Source organism: Streptomyces sp. NPDC002499 (genome assembly GCF_053595415.1).
Map to the genome: position 1 here is coordinate 34,316 of NZ_JBSFXO010000021.1, position 17,353 is coordinate 51,668.

The 17,353-nt window shown below is 73.0% G+C and carries 6 protein-coding genes; all 6 read left to right on the forward strand.

The features are described from left to right. The first annotated feature begins 3 nt into the window (after positions 1 to 3). The 6 genes from ACWD5F_RS44215 (at position 4) to hppD (ending at position 17,312) form a co-directional block, all read left to right on the forward strand. On the forward strand, positions 4 to 7,833 hold the full coding sequence (locus tag ACWD5F_RS44215) for an amino acid adenylation domain-containing protein (protein WP_451261788.1): 7,830 nt from the start codon (positions 4 to 6) through the stop codon (positions 7,831 to 7,833). A gap of 26 nt (positions 7,834 to 7,859) precedes the next feature. Then, a complete protein-coding gene (locus tag ACWD5F_RS44220) occupies positions 7,860 to 12,818 on the forward strand; it encodes an amino acid adenylation domain-containing protein (RefSeq protein WP_451261790.1) in 4,959 nt (1,652 codons plus the stop codon). Further along, positions 12,815 to 13,525, forward strand: coding sequence for a thioesterase II family protein (locus ACWD5F_RS44225; protein WP_451261791.1), 711 nt, complete (start codon positions 12,815 to 12,817; stop codon positions 13,523 to 13,525). The genes ACWD5F_RS44220 and ACWD5F_RS44225 overlap by 4 nt, the downstream gene beginning before the upstream one ends. Before the next feature lie 107 nt (positions 13,526 to 13,632). Beyond that, positions 13,633 to 14,856 (forward strand): cytochrome P450, encoded by a 1,224-nt coding sequence (locus ACWD5F_RS44230; RefSeq protein ID WP_451261792.1) that lies wholly within the window; start codon positions 13,633 to 13,635, stop codon positions 14,854 to 14,856. Then, positions 14,853 to 16,235: an aminotransferase-like domain-containing protein gene (locus ACWD5F_RS44235; RefSeq protein WP_451261793.1), complete on the forward strand. Its 1,383-nt coding sequence runs from the start codon at positions 14,853 to 14,855 to the stop codon at positions 16,233 to 16,235. The genes ACWD5F_RS44230 and ACWD5F_RS44235 overlap by 4 nt, the downstream gene beginning before the upstream one ends. 3 nt (positions 16,236 to 16,238) lie before the next feature. Next, on the forward strand, positions 16,239 to 17,312 hold the full coding sequence (hppD, locus tag ACWD5F_RS44240; RefSeq protein ID WP_451261794.1) for a 4-hydroxyphenylpyruvate dioxygenase: 1,074 nt from the start codon (positions 16,239 to 16,241) through the stop codon (positions 17,310 to 17,312). Positions 17,313 to 17,353 lie beyond the last annotated feature (41 nt).

Sequence of the window (17,353 nt, forward strand, 5' to 3'; positions counted from 1 at the left end):
TCGATGATCCCGTTGTCCTTTGCCCAGAGCCGCATGTGGTTCCTCCACCGACTGGAGGGCCCGTCCGCCACGTACAACGGCCCGTTCGTGCTGCGTCTGGAGGGTCCCCTGGACATCGCCGCCCTGACCGCGGCGGTGCGGGACGTCGTCACCCGGCACGAGAGTCTGCGCACCCTGATCGTGGAGAACGCGGACGGCACCCCGCAGCAGCGGATCCTGCCGCCGCAGGAGGCTGCCGTCCCGCTCCGGCTGGCCGACGTGGCCGCGGACGCGGTGGACGCCGCGCTGCACGAGGCGGCGTGCGAGCCGTTCGACCTGTCCACCCAACTCCCGCTGCGGGCCACCGTGTTCCGGATCGCCGCGCAGGAGCACGTGCTGGCGTTCGTCTTCCACCACATCACCGCGGACGGCGCGTCGATGGCACCGTTCCTGCGGGACCTGCTGACGGCCTACACCGCCCGCCGCGAGGGCACCGCACCGCACTGGACGCCGCTGGCGGTGCAGTACAAGGACTACACGCTCTGGCAGCGCCAGCTGCTGGGCGAGGAGAGTGACCCGGGCAGCATCACCGCGACACAGCTGGAGTACTGGCGTGCGGAACTGGCCGGTGTGCCGCAGCCGGTGCAGCTGCCGCTGGACCGGCCGCGGCCGACGCTGACCGAGCACCGCGGCGGCCACGTCGACTTCGCCCTGGAACCGGAGCTGTTCTCCGGCGTCGGGAAGCTGGCCGCGGACCGCGGTGCCACGGCGCCGATGGTGGCCCAGGCGGTGCTCGCGGTGCTGCTGCACCACTTCGGCGCCGGCAACGACCTGACCATCGGCAGCCCGATCGAAGGACGCGCCGACGAGCAGCTCGACGACCTGATCGGGTTCTTCGTCAACACCTGGGTGCTGCGCGTCGACCTGTCGGGCAACCCCTCGTTCACAGACCTCCTGGAGCAGGTACGGCGCAGGGCGCTGGCCGCCTACGACAACCAGGACCTGCCCTTCGAGCGCCTGGTGGAGCTGCTGGCACCGGAGCGCACCACCTCCTACCCGCCGCTGTTCCAGGTGATGCTGGCCTGGCAGTTCCCGTGGTCCGAGATCGAGGTGCCCGGCCTGCGGGTCACCCCCCTTCCGGTGGGCACCGGCACGGCGAAGTTCGACCTGTTCCTCAACTTCGTCCCGGACTCCTGCGGTGGTGCCTACGGGCGCCTGGAGTACGCGGCGGAACTCTTCGACCACGCCACGGCCCAACGGCTCATCGACGGCTACCTCCGCCTCCTGCGCCAGGCGGTCGCCGACCCGCGGACACGGATCGGCGCCCTGGACGCCCTGACCGGCACCGAACGGGCCCGGCTGACGGAGCTGAACGACACGGGCACACCGGTGCCCGAGGCGACGGTGGCGGAGCTGTTCGCCGCCCAGGCGGCACGGACACCCGACGCGACGGCGGTGGTGTCCGGCGAGACCTGCCTGTCGTATGCGGAGCTGGACGCCCGCTCCGGCCGGCTGGCCGCGGTGCTGCGCGAGCGGGGGGTGGGCCCGGACGTCCTGGTCGCCGTGGCGCTGCCGCGGTCGGCGGACCTGGCGGTCGCCCTCCTGGGCGTGCTCAGGGCCGGCGGCGCCTACCTGCCCATCGACCCCCACTACCCGGCCGCGCGCGTCGGCCTTCTGCTCGACACCGCCGATCCGCTGTTGATCCTGACCGATCACCCGACCGCCGAGACGACGGTCCGGGGGCGGCCGTCGCTGCTCCACCTCGACGGCCTGGACCTCGACGGCCCGGACCTCGACGGCCCGGACCCCGACGGTCCCGGCCGGCAGGCACCGGACGCCTCGGCCGGGCCGGAGAACCTGGCCTACGTGATGTTCACGTCCGGGTCGACCGGCACCCCCAAGGGCGTCGCCGTCACCCACGCCGCCGTGGCCAACGGGGTGCGGGACCTGCGCCGGGTGGTGCAGGTCGCACCGGGATCCCGGATGCTCGCCGCGACCTCGGTCAACTTCGACGTCTCCGTGTTCGAGATGTTCACCGCCCTCACCACCGGAGCGAGCGTCGAGATCGTCCGCGACGTCCTCGAACTCGCCGAACGCGGCAGCTGGTCGGGCACCACCCTCAGCGCCGTGCCGACGGTGTTCTCCGCCCTGCTCGACCGGATCGCCGACGAGGGCCCGGAGCGTCTCGAACTCGACGTGAAGACCGTTGTCCTCGCCGGCGAGGCGCTCTCCGCCGACCTGGTCCGCACGACGCACGACACCCTGCCCGGCGTCCGGGTCGTCAACGCCTACGGACAGACCGAGAGCTTCTACGCCACCACGTGCACGCTCCCGCGGCAGTGGACCGAGACCGGCGCGGTGCCCATCGGACAGCCGCTCGCCAACATGCGCGTCCACGTCCTGGGGCCCGAACTGGCCCCGGTCCCGCCCGGCGTGGTCGGCGAACTGTATGTCGCCGGCCGGCTCGCCCGCGGCTACCACCGCAACGGCAGGGCGACCGCGGAGCGGTTCGTGGCCTGCCCCTTCGGTCCCGCCGGCACCCGCATGTACCGCACCGGCGACCTGGCCCGATGGGACCGGGACGGCCGGCTGAGGTACGCGGGACGGGCCGACGCCCAGGTCAAGGTGAACGGCATCCGCGTCGAGCCGACCGAGATCGAGACGGTCCTCGCCCAGCACCCCGCGGTCGGCCAGGCCGCGGTCACCGTCCACCAGGACCACGCCGGAGCGGCGCGGCTCGTCGGCTACGTGGCACCGGCGATCTCCACGGACGCCGACACGGCCCCGGACGCCGCCACGGACCCGGCCGCCGGGCTCCCGGTGGCGGAGCTGCGGCGGTTCGTGGCCAAGCGGCTGCCGCACTACATGGTGCCCGCCCAGCTGGTGGTGCTCGACCGGCTGCCGCTGACCGCGAGCGGGAAGCTGGACCGGGCCGCGCTGCCCGAGCCGCAGTTCTCGGGGGCCGAGTACCGCGCGCCCCGCACCCGGGCGGAGCGGGTGCTGGCCGAGGTGTACGACGACGTGCTGGGCGCCGGACACGTGGGGATCGACGACGACTTCTTCACCAGCGGCGGCGACAGCATCCGCTCCATCCAGGTCGTCGCGCGCGCCAAGACGCGCGGCGTCGTGGTCAGCACACGGGAGATCTTCGAGCACCGCACCGTCGCCCGGCTCGCGGAGCTGGTCGAGGGGCGGGCCGAGGAGGAGCGGGTGACGCTGGCCGAACTGCCGGGCGGCGGCGTCGGCTGGGCCCCGCTGCCGCCCACGGCCGCGCACATCCTCGCGCTCGGCGGCGGCATCGACCGGCTGTCCATGTCCGCGATGCTGACGCTGCCCAAGGACATCGACCGGGCGGGACTGCTCACGACGCTGCAGGCGGTGCTGGACCGTCACGACGTGCTGCGCTCGAAGCTCGACCGGGTCGTACCGGGCCTGCGGATGCGACCGGTGGGCAGTGTGGACGCCCGCGCCCTGGTACGGGAGGTCGCCTACGACGGCGCCGACGTGCAGGGCGAGCTGGACGCGGCCGCGGACCGTCTGGACCCGGGCGCGGGCGTGATGGCGCAGTTCGTGTGGTTCACCCCCCACACGCCCGCGCAGGCGGGCCGGCTGCTGATCGTGCTGCACCACCTGGCCGTCGACGGCGTGTCCTGGCGGGTCCTCTTCCCGGACCTGGCGTCCGCCTGGCAGCGGGTCCGCGCGGGCCACCTGGTGCCGGAGGCCGGGACGGGCACCTCGCTGCGGCGCTGGCTGCACGCCCTGGCCGAGGAGGCGACCACCCCCACGCGGGCGGCGGAACTGCCCGTGTGGCAGGAGATCCTGGACGGCGAGGACCCCGTGCTCGGCAGCCGGGAGCTGGACCCGGCGCGCGATGTCACGGCCACCGCGGACACCGTCCGCGTCCAGGTGCCGGCCGACGTCACGCACACCCTGCTGAACGTGGTGCCCGCGGTGTTCCACGGCGGCGTCGACGACGTGCTGCTGACCGGCCTCGCGCTCGCGCTGGCCCACTGGCGCCGCACCCGGGGCCAGGGCGGGACCTCCGCGCTCGTCCGGCTCGAAGGACACGGCCGCGAGGAGCACCTGGTGCCCGGCGCCGACCTCTCGGGCACCGTCGGCTGGTTCACCGCGATGTACCCGGTCCGCCTGGACGTGGCCGGCGTCGACCTGGCGGACGCCTTCGCCGGCGGTCGGGCCGCCGGCCGAGCGATCAAGGCGGTCAAGGAACAGCTGCGGGCCGTACCGGACCACGGCATGGGCTACGGCCTGCTGCGCCACCTGAACACCAGGACCGCCCCCGGGCTGGCGAAGGCGCGGCAGCCGCGGATCGGGTTCAACTACCTCGGCAAGTCCTCCGGCGCGGACATCCCCGCGCGGCTGCGCGGGCTGGGCTGGGGCCTGGACACCACGCACCAGGACCTGATCGCCGCACCGGACGCGGACCTGCCGGTGCTGTCGGCCCTGGAGATCAGCGCGGTGGCCGCCGACACGGCCCACGGCGAAGAACTGACCGCCTACTTCGGCTTCCCCACCGGCGTCCTCACCCGCGAGGAGGTCAGCGAGCTGGCCGGGCTGTGGGTGAGCGCGCTGACCGCCCTGGCCCGGCACGCCGCCACCCCCGGCGCCGGCGGACTGACCCCCAGCGACGCCCCGCTGGTGGAGGTGGGCCAGGAGGAGATCGAGGCCTGGGAGGCCCGCTTCGGCAGGCTGGCCCAGGTGTGGCCGGCGACGCCGGCACAGTCCGGGATCCTCTTCCAGGCGACCCTGGCCGGGGCGTCGTTCGACCCCTACCACCTCCAGCTGGTGTTCCACCTGACCGGCGCGGTCGACCCGGAACGGATGCGCCGGGCCGGACAGGCACTGCTGGACCGCCACACGGTGCTGCGCGCGGCGTTCGTCAACCGGGCCGACGGCGACGTCGTGCAGGTCGTGCCGCAGACGGTGACCCTGCCGTGGCGCCACCTCGACCTGACCGGGCTCCAGGAGACGGAACGGGAGGAGGCGTTCGAACAGTTCCTCGAGCAGGACCGGACCACGTACTTCGACGCCGGCGACCCCCCGCTGATACGGATGGCGCTCGCCGTCCTGGACCCCGAGCGCCCCGAACTCGTACTGACCGCCCACCACGCGCTCTACGACGGCTGGTCCACCCCCCTGCTCCTGCAGGATCTGCTGCTGCTCTACGCCTCCGGCGGCGACCCCTCCGGGCTGCCCGCGACCCGTGACTTCGGCGGCTTCCTGACCTGGCTCACCCGGCAGGACAAGGAGGAGTCCGCACGGGTGTGGGCCCGGGAGCTGGAAGGACTCCAGGAGGCGACCCTGCTCGCCCCCGGCTTCGCGGGCACCGACGACGAGGGCCGCGGCGAGATCGCCGTCACCGTTCCGCGCGAGGTGGCACAACGCCTCGAGGGGCTGGCCGCCGAGCTGGGCATCACCATGAACACGGTGGTGCAGGGGGCCTGGGCCCTGCTGCTCGGCGACCTCACCGGCCGCCAGGACGTGGTGTTCGGCACCACCGTGTCCGGGCGCCCGCCCGCGGTGACGGGCGTCGAGTCGATGATCGGGATGCTCATCAACACCGTTCCCGTGCGCGTCACGTACGCGCCCGGCGACACCCTCGCCGAGTTCCTCACCCGGCTGCAGAGCCGGCAGAGCGGCCTCGTGGACCACCACCACCACGGGCTCGCGGAGATCCAGCGGTCCGCCGGCCTGAAGTCCCTCTTCGACACCCTGGTCGTCTTCGAGTCGTTCCCCGTGGACGAGGACGCGCTCAGTGCCGCCTCCGCCGCCCGGGACGGGATCGGCTACGACGGTTTCCGCCCGTCCGCGGGCAACCACTACCCGCTGTGCCTGATGGCGGCGGCCGCCCCGCACCTGGAGTGCATCGTCCACTACGCCCCGGGCGTCTTCGACCGGGCCACCGTAAAGACGTACGCGGCCCGCCTGGTCCGCATCCTGCGGCAGTTCGCCGCCGGATCCCGGCTGAGGATCGCGCAGGTGGACTCCCTGGAGCCGGGCGAGCACGAGCGGATGCTGGCCGTGCTGAACGACACCTCCGGCCCGGCCCGGCAGGCCACGCTCACGGAGCTCTTCGCGGCCCAGGCGGCGCGGACCCCCGACGCGGTGGCCGTGGTCGCCGAGGGCGAGTCGCTGACCTACGCCGAGCTGGACGCCCGCGCCGAGCGGCTCGGATCCCAGCTGGCGGCCCGCGGGGTGGGACCGGAGAGCGTGGTGGGCGTGGTCCTGCCGCGCACGGCGACCATGGTCGTGGCCCTCCTGGGCGTGCTCAAGGCGGGCGGCGCCTACCTGCCCGTCGACCCCGCCTACGCCGCCGCCCGCCTCCCGCGCATCCTGCCCGGCGCCCGGCCCCACCTGCTCCTCACCGACGCCGCCACCCGGCCGGTCGTCCCCGCCACAGACGTCCCCGTCGTCCTCGTCGAGGACCTCGAGCTCGAGACTCCCGCCGCGGACGGCGAGAAGGCGGCAACGCGGCGCGCGGCCCGCCCGGACAACCTCGTCTACGTCGTCTACACCTCCGGCTCCACCGGAGTGCCCAAGGGCGTCGGCGTCACCCACACCACCATCGTCAACGCCGTGGACACCATGGCCGCGCAGGCCGGGATCGAGTCCGGCCGGCGGGTGCTGCTCGCCGCCTCGTTCGGCTTCGACGTCGCCACCTTCGAGCTGTTCTCCGCGCTGACCCGGGGCGGCAGCGTCGAGATCGTCCGGGACGTGCTGGCGCTGACCGAGCGCGACAGCTGGGACGTCGACGTCGTCTGCTCGGTGCCGTCGGCCTTCGCGGAACTCGTCGAGCAGCTCGGCGACCGCATCGACCCCACGGCGCTGAACATCTCCGGGGAGGTGCTGACCCCGGCCCTGGCGCAGCGGGTGCGCACCCTGTGGCCGCGGGCGCGGGTCATCAACAGCTACGGCCCCAGCGAGACCTTCTACGCCACCGCCCATCTCCTGGACCCCGGCCGGCCCTACGCCGACGGCGTGCCCATCGGCCGGCCCTTCCCCGGCGTGCGCGCCTACATCCTGGGTCCGGGCCTGAGCCCGCTGCCCCCGGGCACACCGGGCGAGCTCTACCTCGCCGGGGCCGGACGCGGCTACCACCGCCAGGCCGTCATGACCGCCGAACGCTTCGTCCCCGACCCCTACGGGCCCCCCGGCGCCCGGATGTACCGCACCGGCGACATCGCCCGGCTCACCCCGGAGGGGGAGCTGCAGCATCTGGGCCGCGTCGACACCCAGGTCAAGATCCGCGGCTACCGCGTGGAACCCGGCGAGATCGAGAGCGCGCTGACGGCCCATCCCCGCATCGCCCAGGCCGCCGTCGTGGTCCAGCAGCACGGCGACCGCACCCCCGACCTGGTCGCCTACCTCGTCCCGGAGCCCGGCGCGGCCGTCCCGCCCGCCGACGAACTGCGCGCCCACGTGGCGGCGCGGCTGCCCGACTACATGATCCCGGCCGCCTGCGTCCCGCTGGAGCGGCTGCCGCTTTCTGCCAACGGCAAGCTCGACCTCAAGGCCCTGCCCGCCGCCGACCTCACCCCCGCCGCACCGTTCCGGGCTCCCCGCACCGCCCGCGAGGAGGTACTGGCCGGGCTCTTCGGCGAGGTCCTCGGCCTGGAGAAGGTCGGCGTCGACGACGGCTTCTTCGAGCTCGGCGGGCACTCCCTGCTCGCCACCCGGCTGATCAACCGGGCCCGCACCGAGCTGGGGATCGAGATACCCATCCGCACGATCTTCGACCTGCCGACGGTATCCGCGCTCGCCGCGTGGACGGAGGAATCGGCTGTTCCGCTTCGCCCCCATCTCCGCAGGATGATCACAGAGGAGCAAAACCAGTGATTCCGCTTTCGTTTGCACAGCGCCGCATGTGGCTGACGCACCAGCTGGAGGGCGGGGCCGAGACCTACAACATCTCCCCGGCGTTCCGGCTGACCGGGGCGCTGGACCAGGCCGCCCTCGGCGCGGCGATCCGTGACCTGGCCGAGCGGCACGAGCCCCTGCGCACCATTTTCGTGACGGACGACAAGGGCGAGCCCCACCAGCGGATCCTCTCGCCGGCGGAGGCGTCGGTGCGGATGCCCGTGGTCGAGGTGACGTCCCAGGACCTGTCCGGCGCGGTCGAGAAGTTCATCACCCACCGGTTCGACCTGGCCACCGAGATCCCCTTCCAGGCGACCCTGTTCCGCTGCGGCCCCGAGGACCACCTGCTGGTCCTGCTCGTCCACCACATCGCCTCCGACGGCGTCTCGGGCGGGCTGATGGCACGGGACATCGGCATCGCCTACACCGCGCGCCTGGACGGCCGGGCGCCGCACTGGCAGCCGCTGCCCGTGCAGTACAAGGACTACGCGCTGTGGCAGCGCGAGCTGCTCGGCGACGTGGCGGACCCGGGCAGCCTGGCCGCGGCGCAGGCGCAGTACTGGCGCGACGAGCTGTCCGGGGTGCCGCAGCCGCTGAACCTGCCGCTGGACCGCCCGCGCTCCACCGAACGGGACCCCCAGGGCGACAAGGTCCCCTTCACCGCGGACGCGCGGGTCGGCGGCGGCCTGCAGAAGCTGGCCGACGAGCGCGGGATGACCATGGCCATGGTCCTGCAGGCCGCGCTGGGGGTGCTGCTGGGCAAGCTGGGCGGCGGGGACGACGTGACCATCGGCGGCCCGATGGCCGGACGCACCGACGAGGCGCTGGCCGACCTGGTCGGGTTCTTCGTCAACACCCAGGTGCTGCGGGTCAACCTCACCGGGGACCCCTCGTTCTCCGACCTGCTCACGCAGGTGCGGGAGAAGACGCTGAAGGCCTACGAGCACCAGGACGTGCCGTTCGAGACGCTGGTCGAGCTGATCAACCCCGACCGCTCCACCGCCTACCAGCCGCTGTTCCAGGTGATGCTCGCCTGGCAGAACTTCGAGAAGCAGGACTTCAAGCTCCCCGGCCTCCAGGTGGAGTTCGAGCAGCACGTCACGCAGACGTCCCTGGTCGACCTCACCCTGTTCTTCGACGTGAACGACTCGGGGGAGCTGCGGGGCGAGATCCAGTACGCCACCCAGCTGTTCGACCGGGACACGGTGCAGGCCCTCGCCGCCCGGTACGTGCGGGTCCTGGAGCAGGCGGTCGCCGCGCCGCACGCGCCGGTCAGCACGATCGAGACGCTCCTGGAGGAGGAGCGGGAGCGGCTGCTGGGGCAGGTCAACGACACCGCGCACCCGCTCGTCGCGGACACCCTGGCGGACGCCTTCGAGGCGCAGGCCCGGCGCACCCCGGAGCGGACCGCGGTGATCGGCGAGCAGGAGACGCTGACGTACGCGCAGTTCAACCGGCGCGCCAACCAGCTGGCCCACTGGCTGCTGGAGCAGGGCGCCGGCCCCGAACAGCTGGTCGCCGTGCGCATCCCCCACTCGGTCGACCTGCTGACGGCGATCTACGCCGTGGTCAAGACCGGCGCCGCGTACGTGCCGGTCGACCCCGAACTGCCCCAGGACCGGGTGCGGCACATGCTCGACAGCGCCCGGCCGCTGCTGGTGCTCGACGACGCGTTCCCGGACGTCGGCGGCTACCCCGACACCGACCCGCGGCGCACGCTGTCGCCGGACAACGTCGCCTACGTCATCTTCACCTCCGGCTCCACCGGCGGCCCCAAGGGCGTGCCCGTCTCGCACCGGTCGATCATGAACCGGATGCGGTGGGGCCTGGACCACTTCGCCGTCACGGACCAGGACCGGATGCTGTTCAGCACGCTGGTCAGCTTCGACGCCTCGGTGCAGGAGATGTTCGCCAACCTGCAGGCGGGCGGCGCCGTCGTCGTCTCCCGCCCGGACGGCCGCCGGGACCCGGCCTACCTGGCCGAACTGATCCGGCGCGAGCGGGTGAGCAGCGCCTTCTTCGTCCCCTCCCTGCTGGCCGCGTTCGTCGCCGAACCCACCGCGAAGCAGTGCACCAGCCTGCGCTGGATCGAGTCCGGAGGGGAGGCGTTCCCCGCCGCGCTCGCGGGCAGGCTCGTCGAGCTGCTGCCCGGCTGCGGGGCGCACAACCACTACGGCCCCACCGAGGCGGCGGTGGAGGCCACGGCCTGGCAGTACGAGCCGGGCGCCGACCGGCTGCCGATCGGCGTGCCCCTGTGGAACGTCCAGGTGTACGTCCTGGACACGGCCCTGCGCCCGGTCGCGCCGGGGGTCGCCGGCGAGCTGTACATCGCCGGCGCCGGCCTGGCCCGGGGCTACCTGGGGCAGAGCGCGCTGACCGCGCACCGGTTCGTCGCCTGCCCCTACGGCGAGCCCGGCGCGCGGATGTACCGCAGCGGCGACCTGGTGCGCTGGGACAAGGAGGGCCGGCTGGAGTACATCGGCCGCAGCGACTTCCAGGTCAAGGTCCGCGGCTACCGGATCGAACTGGGCGACATCGAGCACGCGATGGCCGGACACCCCGCCGTCGCGCAGGCGGTGGCCGTGGTGCGCGAGGCCCCGCAGGGCGACAAGCACCTGGTGGGCTATGTCGTCCCCGACCCGGACGCCGCGGCGGCCGACACCGGCGCCCAGGTCGATCAGTGGCGCCGGCTGTGGGACGCCGGCCACGCCGAGTCCGCCGACGAGGTGTGGGGCGAGGACTTCCAGCCGTGGCGGTCGCTCTACGACGGTGAGCCCGTCGCGCAGGACCAGCTGGCGCAGTGGCGGGACGCGGCAGTGGCACAGGTGCTGCGGTTCGCACCGCGCCGGGTGCTGGAGATCGGGGTGGGGTCCGGCCTGCTCCTGGCCCGGCTGGCCGGTCAGGTCGAGGAGTACTGGGGCACCGACCTCTCGGCCACCGCGGTCGAGCGGGTGCGCGCGCAGGCCCGGGAGGCCGGCCACGGCGACCGGGTCCGGCTGAGCGTCCAGGCCGCCGACGACGTCCGCGGGCTGCCCCCCGGCCGGTTCGACACCGTCGTCCTCGACTCGGTGACGCAGTACTTCCCCAGCGCCTCCTACCTGGAGCAGGTGCTGGAGCAGGCCATGGAACTCCTCGCGCCGGGCGGCCGCGTCATCGTCGGTGACGTCCGCAACGCCGCGACCCTCCGCCTCCTGCTGACCGCCAAGCAGCGCGCGGCGCAGCCCTACGCCTCGCACGAGGAGGTGCGGGCGCAGGTGGAGCAGGCGCTTCTCGCCGAGCGGGAGCTGGTGGTCGCCCCGGACTGGTTCGCCGCCTGGGCGGCGAGCCGTCGCGTCGGGGCCGACATCCGGCTGAAGGCGGGGCAGGCGCACAACGCGCTGACCCGGCACCGCTACGAGGTCGTCCTGCACAAGGAGCCGGCCGACGTCCTGGACCTGACCGCGGTGCCCTCGGCGGCGTGGGGCCGTGAGGTGTCCGAGCTGGGCGCCCTGGCCGGCTGCGTGCGGCGGGCGGGCGGCTCGGTGCGGGTGACCGGCATACCCAACGCACGCCTGGTGGACGAGGCCGCCGCGGCGGCCGCCGCCGGCGTGGTGCGCACGGACGCACCGGCCGGCCCGCCGGTGGACCCGCACGACCTCGCCGCCTGGGCGAAGCAGCAGGACCTGGAGGCGGTTGTGACCTGGTCGGGCCAGACCGTCCACGCCTTCGACGCGGTCCTTGTACCGGCACGGGAAGCCGGGCGGACGGTCGTCTGCGGCGGGTTCGTTCCCGGTACCGGGGCCGAGCGGACCCGGACCAACACCCCCGCCCTGGCCACGACGCTCGGCCCGCTGCTGGCCGAACTGCCCCAGTACCTGCGCGGACGCCTTCCGGAGTACATGGTCCCGGCCGTGCTGGTGCCGCTGGCCGAACTTCCGCTGAACCCGGCGGGCAAGCTCGACCGGCGGGCACTGCCCGCGGAGCACACGACCGCCGAGCAGGGCGGAGGCCCGCGCAACTCCCACGAGGAGAAGCTGTGCTCCTTCTTCAGCGAACTCCTCGGCGTGGAGCGGGTGGGCATCCACGACGACTTCTTCGCCCTCGGCGGGCACTCGTTCCTGGCCACCCGCCTCAGCGCCGGCATCCGCAAGGAGTTCGGCCTCGACATGCCCCTCAGAACGATCATCCAGTTCCCCACGGTGGCCGAGCTGGCCGCGCTGCTTCTCACCGGCCGTATCCCCGGCGACCACGCCGACGCGTTCGGCGTCGTGCTGCCGCTGAACAGGGATCCGGGCACGGGCAAGTTGCCGGTGTGGTTCCTCCACGGCGGGGGCGGCCTGGGCTGGGCGTACTTCACCTTCGCGCCCTACCTGGACCGGCCCGCCTACGCCCTGCAGTCCCGCGGCTCCAACGGCACGGAACCGCTCGCGGCGTCGGTGGAGGAGATGATCGAGGACTACCTCGCCCAGATCGTCGCCGTCCAGCCGGAGGGGCCCTACCACCTGGTCGGCTGGTCCTTCGGCGGCCCGATGGCACACGCCCTCGCCGCCGCCCTGGACCGCAGCGGACACGAGGTCGCCCTCCTGGCCGTCCTGGACGCCCAGCCCGCCAGCTCCGACGCCGGCAGCGGGTTCAAGGCCATCGCCGGCCGGACGGCGGAGCTGTACCGGGGCGACCTCGAGGAGGTCTTCGGCAAGTTCATGAACACCAGCAACATGGACTCCCTGCTGGAGAACATGTCGCGGGTGGGCTCCAACAACCTGAACCGGATGGCCGAGTTCGAGTCCCCCGTCTTCCGCGGCGACCTGCTGTTCTTCAGCGCGACGAAGGACAAGGACACCTCGTACGCACCCGACTGGAAGCCCTTCGTCCTCGGGTCGATCGAGGAGCACCCGGTGGACGCCTCGCACAACGACCTGCACATGCCGCAGCCCGCGGGCAAGGTCATGCAGGTCATCGCGCGCAGGCTGGGGGACCTGGCATGAGCGGGCAGGACCGCCACCGCGGGGTGCTGCTGTGCGTGCCGTTCGCCGGGGCGGGAGCGTCGTTCTTCCACCCGTGGCGGGCCCTGGCCGGCGACCGGTGGCGGGTGACCTCGCTCGAGCTGCCCGGCAGGGAGCGGCGGATCATGCAGACGCCGTACCGCAACGTCGTCGAGGCGGCCCGCAAGTCGCTCGACGACATCGTCGCGGACCTCGGCGAGGGGGCCCGGACCGTGCTGTTCGGGCACAGCCTGGGCGCGGTGCTCGCCTACGAACTGGTGCACCTGCTGAGCGCGCGGGGCGTGCAGGTCGAGCACCTGTTCGTCAGCGGTTCGCCGGGGCCGTGGACACAGCGGGAGCGGCGGGCCACCGGGCTGCCCGACGAGGAGTTCCTCGCCCGGGTCGAGGAGTTCGCGGGGTTCCGGCACGAGGCCCTGGACCACCCGGAGATGCGCGACCTGATCCTTCCCGCGCTGCAGGCCGACTGCGAGATGCACGAGAACTACGTCCCCAGCACCGACGAACCGGTGTCGGTGCCGATCTGCTCGATACGGGGCGCCGACGACGGCCTGGTCGGCGCGGAACAGGCACAGGAGTGGCGCAAGGCGACCACGGCCGGGTTCAGCTGGGCGGAGTTCCCGGGCGACCACATGTACCTGGTGGACCGGGGCCGGGAGGTCCTGGACCTGATCGAGGCGGAAACCGCCTGAGGCCGCCGGCGTCCCGCGCCGGACCCGTCCGGCGCGGGACGCCTGTCCTGTCGACGCCTGTCATGCCCCACAACCGTCCGATGAGGACGTCGAGGAGACGAAAGACCATGCCCGAGCCGATCGTGAGCCTGCTGGACCCGGAATTCACCGACGACCCCATCGCCGCCTACGCGCGCCTGCGGGAACTGTCCCCGCTGGTCCGCATCGGGTTCCCCGGCGGACCGCCGGTGTGGATGATCACACGCAACGAGGACCTCTCGTCGGCGCTGAGCGACCCGCGGCTCGTGGTGGACTACCAGAACGTACCGGGCCATCGAGGGCCCAGCCTGGCCGACCACGCGATCGCGGCCCTCGACCTGCCGGACGACTTCCGCGAGTACCTGGCGGCCAACCTGATGCTCGTGGACGGCCAGTACCACTCCCGGCTGCGCCGGCTGGTGACCCCCGCGTTCAGCGCCCGGCGCATGAAGGCGATGCGGCCGCGCATCGAGGAGATCTCCGCGGCGCTCATCGACGACCTGGCCCGCAAGGGGTCCGGGGACCTCATCGACGAGTACTCCTCACCGCTGACCGGGACCGTCATCTGCGAACTGATCGGCGTCGACGAGCCCGACCAGCCGCAGGTGCGGAAGTGGATGAACGACTACGCCGACGCCGATGCCGACATCGCCGCGAGCATCCGCAGCCTGGTCGAGTACGTCAAGGAGCTCATCGCGCGGCGCCGGGCCGAACCCGCGGACGACATGATCTCCTTCCTGCTGCGCAAGAGCGAGGAGAACGGCGACCGGCTCACCGAGGCCGAGATCGTCTCGCTGGTGCTCGTGGTGGTGAACAACGGGCACCACTCCACGGCCCACTTCATCCCCAACGCGATCCTCACGCTCTTCGACAACCCGGACCAGCTGGCCCTGCTGCGCGCCAGGCCCGAAGCCCTGCCGCACGCCATGTACGAGCTGATGCGGGTCGCCAACCCCGTACCGCTCGCCGGCCCCCGGTACGCGACCCAGGACATGGAGTTCGCCGGGGTCCCGATCTGCAAGGGCGACGCCCTGACGGGCTCCCTGCAGTCCGCCAACTACGACCCCAGCCTCTTCCCCGAGCCCGAACGCTGCGATGTGGAGCGGATGCCCAAGCGCAAGGAGAGCCACGTCGCCTTCGGCGCGGGACCGCACTACTGCCTCGGCGCGACCCTCGCGTACATCGAGGGCGAGGTGGCCCTGGACCATCTGCTGATCCAGCGCGACAGCCTGGAGATCGCGGGCCGCCTGAGCTACCACGAGCCCGTCGCCGGCGGCGCCAGGCCGCTCGCCGCGTTCCCCGTGCGCCTGTGAGCACCGACGACGGCCCGCGCTCCGCCCCGGCGGCCGGCCAGGCGGTGGTGCTGGCCATGGAGGACCTGCACCCCGGCGTCGCGGACCCGGTGATGGACACGATGAACTTCCTCAACGAAGTCACCCTCACCTACCCCCGGGCCATCTCCTTCGCCCCGGGAAGGCCGTATGAGGAACTCTTCGACACCGAGCAGATCTTCACCCACCTGCGCCGCTACCTGGACCACCTGGCCGCCCAGGGACGCTCACCGGCCGAGGTGCGCAGCGCGATCTTCCAGTACGGGCCGTCCGCCGGGCTGATCCGCGAACTGGTCGCCGACTCGCTGCGCGCGGACGAGGGCATCGACGTCCCGGCGGAGTCGATCGTGGTCACGGTGGGGTGCCAGGAAGCGATGTTCCTGGTGCTGCGCGCGCTGATGTCCGCGCCCCAGGACGTGCTGCTGGTCTCCAGCCCCTGCTACGTGGGGATCACCGGCGCGGCGCGGCTCCTGGACGCCGAGGTGGTCGCCGTGCAGGAACGCCAGGACGGGCTGTCCTGCGCCGACCTGGAGAGCGCGGTCCTGGCCGAACGCCGGCGCGGGCGCAGGCCCCGCGCGCTGTACGTGGTCCCCGACCACTCCAACCCCTCCGGCACCACGATGGCCCTGGACACCCGGCACGAACTGCTGGCCCTGGCCGACCGGCTCGACCTCCTGGTCCTGGAGGACAGCCCCTACCGGCTGGTCAGCCCCGGCCCCCAGGTGCCCACGCTGAAGTCGCTGGACCGCAGCCGGCGGGTGATCCACCTGGGCTCGTACGCCAAGTCCCTCTTCCCCGGCGCCCGCGTGGGCTACGCGGTCGCCGACCAGAGGGTGGCGAGGGCGGACGGGAGCACCGGTCTGCTCGCCGACGAGCTGGCCAAGATCAAGAGCATGATCACCGTGAACACCTCCGCGCTGAGCCAGGCGGCCGTGGCGGGTGCCCTGCTGGCGTCCGGCGGCCGCCTCTCCGAACTGAACGCGCAGGCGGCCGCCCACTACGGGGACACCCTGCGCGTCGCCCTGCGGGGCCTGGAGCGCGCGTTCCCCGCCGAGCGCCGCTCCCGGCTCGGGGTGAGCTGGAACGCGCCCGCCGGCGGCTTCTTCCTGACCCTGCACGTGCCCTTCCGCGCCGACGACGCCGCGCTGGGCCGCTCCGCACAGGACTTCGGGGTCATCTGGACGCCGATGTCCTACTTCCATCCGCAGGGCGGGGGTGATCACACCATCCGGCTGTCGACCAGCTACCTCAGCCACGAGGACGTGGAGGAGGGGCTCCGGCGGCTGGCCGATTTCGTCGAGTCCGAGGTTGCCGCGGCACTCCCGCGGCAAAGTCCGCTCACGTGCGCACCATGGAGGTGACCTGTGGAGATCCAGGCGATCGACCACATAGAGCTTTTCGTTGAGAACGCCGAGGAAGCGGCCCTGGGGCTGTGCGACCGGTTCGGCTTCGTCGTCGCCGGCCGCGGCGGGGCCCGTACGGGGCTGCGCGGCTGCGAGTCGGTGCTGCTGCGCCAGCACGACATCACCCTGCTGGTGACCTCGGCCACCAGCCCCGGCCACCGTGCCGCCGAGTACGTCGAGCGGCACGGCGAGGGCGTCGGCGTGATCGGCCTGCGGGTCCAGGACGCGCAGGCCGCGTTCGCCGAGGCGGTCGAGCGGGGGGCCGAACCCATCGCCCCGCCCGAGACGGCGGGCCGCGCGGGAGCCCAGGTCGTCTTCGCCTCGGTGGGCGCGTTCGGCGACGTGGAACACCGCTTCGTCTCCCGCGGCCGCCACGACGGCCCGTTCGCCCCCCTGATCGAGGAGAGCGGCCCCGGCCGCTTCGACCAGGGACTGTTCACGCAGATCGACCACCTCGCCGTGTGCGTGCCCGCCGGCACGCTGAAGGAGACGGTGCACCGTTACGAGGAGATCTTCGGCCTGCGCCAGACCTTCGAGGAGCGGATCGTCGTCGGGTCCCAGGCCATGGACTCCAAGGTCGTCCAGAGCGGGTCCGGACGGCTGACCCTCACCATCATCGAGCCGGACGTCACCCGTGCTCCGGGCCAGATCGACCGGTTCGTCGCGGCCCACGACGGCGCCGGGGTCCAGCACATCGCGTTCCTGACCGAGGACATCCTGACCGCCGTGCCCCGCAGCGCGGAGCGGGGCGTGCGGTTCCTCCGCACACCGCAGAGCTACTACGACATGCTGGCACCGCGCCTGGGCCCGATCGGCGTCCCGGTGGACGCGCTGCGCGAGGTGGGCGTCCTCGCCGACCGCGACCACACCGGGGTCATGCTCCAGATCTTCACCGAGTCACGGCACCCCAGGGGCACGCTCTTCTACGAGCTGATCGACCGCCGGGGCGCCCACACCTTCGGCAGCAACAACATCAAGGCCCTCTACGAGGCCGTGGACCGTCAGCAGACGGCCAACCCGACCGGCCAGGCCTGAGGTGCGCCGCGCCGGCGGCCGGGCCCCCGCGCCCGCGACGA

Coding starts and splice junctions, on each gene's coding strand:
- ACWD5F_RS44215 (WP_451261788.1), top strand. CDS start 4: ATGATCCCGTTGTCCTTTGCCCAGAGCCGCATGTGGTTCCTCCACCGA.
- ACWD5F_RS44220 (WP_451261790.1), top strand. CDS start 7,860: ATGTGGCTGACGCACCAGCTGGAGGGCGGGGCCGAGACCTACAACATC.
- ACWD5F_RS44225 (WP_451261791.1), top strand. CDS start 12,815: ATGAGCGGGCAGGACCGCCACCGCGGGGTGCTGCTGTGCGTGCCGTTC.
- ACWD5F_RS44230 (WP_451261792.1), top strand. CDS start 13,633: ATGCCCGAGCCGATCGTGAGCCTGCTGGACCCGGAATTCACCGACGAC.